The following is a 1650-nucleotide window of genomic DNA, read 5'->3' on the forward strand; positions in this document are numbered from 1 at the left end:
TGCTTGGCATGAGCGAGGGGGGGCTGGCATGAAGCCTATGATTCAAGCCCACCTGGTCGAGCGCGACCAGTTCGGCTTCTGGACCCATCCGAACTATCCGGACCTTGCCGACAACTGCTCTTCCAACGAGGCGCAGGAAACGCTACGCCGGCTTGGCCTTGAGTTGCAGAACGTCTTCATGGAGTCGGATGCGCCTCGCCTCTACGACTCTGCCCGTTCGGACCAACGATACAGCGAGTGGATCCCAACGCGGCCCGAAGGCGCCGGTTGGTTCGTGTTGTCGATCCACGATACCGATAACGGCCCGGTGTGCCAGTGCGTGCGACCGCTCGGAGAGCACCTGAGTCCAATCGATCTCGATGCGGCAGCAGAACAGCATGAGCGCCTGCTCAGCGAGGCTTGTGCCAAGGCCTTGAATCAGCGCGACGCCGCCCTGGCTAGGGTCATGGAGCTTGAAACGAAGCTGGCCAAGTTGGAGAAGCAGGAACCCGTTGGTGTGATGCGCGCGTCAAGCGAGATGAGGGTAGCGCCTTACGCGGATATCTGGCCTTGGCTGGAGCCTGGCCAAAAACTCTACACCACCCCAGTAGCCCAGGCTCAGCACTGCGCGGTGCTGGACGCTGAGAAGCTGATCGCACAATTAAAGGACTGTGCGTCGCATGCTGGAGATCCCGAGCGAGCTGCAACATTCAACGATGCAATCAGCGAGGTACACGCCATGCTCGCCGCCGGCTCCTCCCAAGCTAAGCCCAGCACCGACGACGGGCAGGGAGGCAGGCCATGAGTGACCCCAAGCTCAAGCCCTGCCCGCTCTGCAGCAGCAAGAACCTTCGAATGCTGGAACCCGAGCTGCTCGACACCGATGCCTGGAACTGTGCCATTGAATGCCTGGACTGCCAGGTTCACATCGGGCCGTCCTACTGCGAGCCAGACCCGGTAACAGCGAGGTATTCAGCACAGGTCGACTGGAACAGGCGCCCAAGCGCAAAAAGCCACGCGGACGAGCGTGAGCAGTTCTTGATGGCCAACCTGCTCGTCGCCCTGGAGGTAGCGCTGGGCGACGTAACAGCCCTGGCTATTGTCGACCGGGTAAGACAGGTCGCAGACCGAATTTACCCAACTTCAAACCTCTCCCCTGTTCCGCAGGCCTGGCTCGATGTACAGGCCGAGCGCCGGCGCCAGATCGCCGTCGAAGGCTTCGATACCAGCAACGACGACGCTAGCGCTGGCCAGATCGCCCTGGCAGCCGGCTGCTACGCGCTCCATGCCGGCGGCATCGGCACCGACTGGCCGGGCGGCATTCGGAATGGCTCTGCACTGTTCTGGCCCTGGGACGAAGAGTGGTGGAAGCCTAAGTCGGCGCGCGAAAACCTGGTACGCGCCGGCGCTCTGGTGCTAGCCGAGATCGAGCGCCTGGACCGCTCCGCCACCGAGCAGGGCTCAACCTGCTGCAAGGGGAGCGCGTAATGGACAAGCAAAAAGTCCTTGCCAAGGTCGAGAAGTTGATGGCCCTGGCGAATGCCAAGGGGGCCACGCCGAACGAGGCGGAAACCGCATTGCGCCAGGCCGCGATCCTGAAGCGCCAGTTCGACCTCAGCGAAGCGGAGATCTCGGCCCACACGGTGGAAACCGCGTGCGTTCCCACTCGAA

Annotated in this window: 3 protein-coding genes; all 3 read left to right on the plus strand. The window is 62.5% G+C overall.

Translation table 11 applies throughout. The features are described 5' to 3' along the window. Positions 1-178 precede the first annotated feature (178 nt). Positions 179-784, plus strand: coding sequence for a hypothetical protein (locus JHD77_RS31730; protein WP_426772605.1), 606 nt, complete (start codon positions 179-181; stop codon positions 782-784). Next, entirely contained in the window at positions 781-1467 is a 687-nt protein-coding gene (locus JHD77_RS31735; protein WP_128709433.1) for a hypothetical protein, read from the plus strand. Before JHD77_RS31730 ends, JHD77_RS31735 begins: the two co-directional genes overlap by 4 nt. Further along, positions 1467-1650, plus strand: a 184-nt coding sequence (locus JHD77_RS31740; RefSeq protein ID WP_033979402.1) for a DUF2786 domain-containing protein, incomplete at its 3' end; no start/stop codon positions are given. The genes JHD77_RS31735 and JHD77_RS31740, both read left to right, overlap by 1 nt.

Source organism: Pseudomonas sp. P20, from assembly GCF_016463925.1.
GTDB classification, from domain to species: domain Bacteria; phylum Pseudomonadota; class Gammaproteobacteria; order Pseudomonadales; family Pseudomonadaceae; genus Pseudomonas; species Pseudomonas aeruginosa.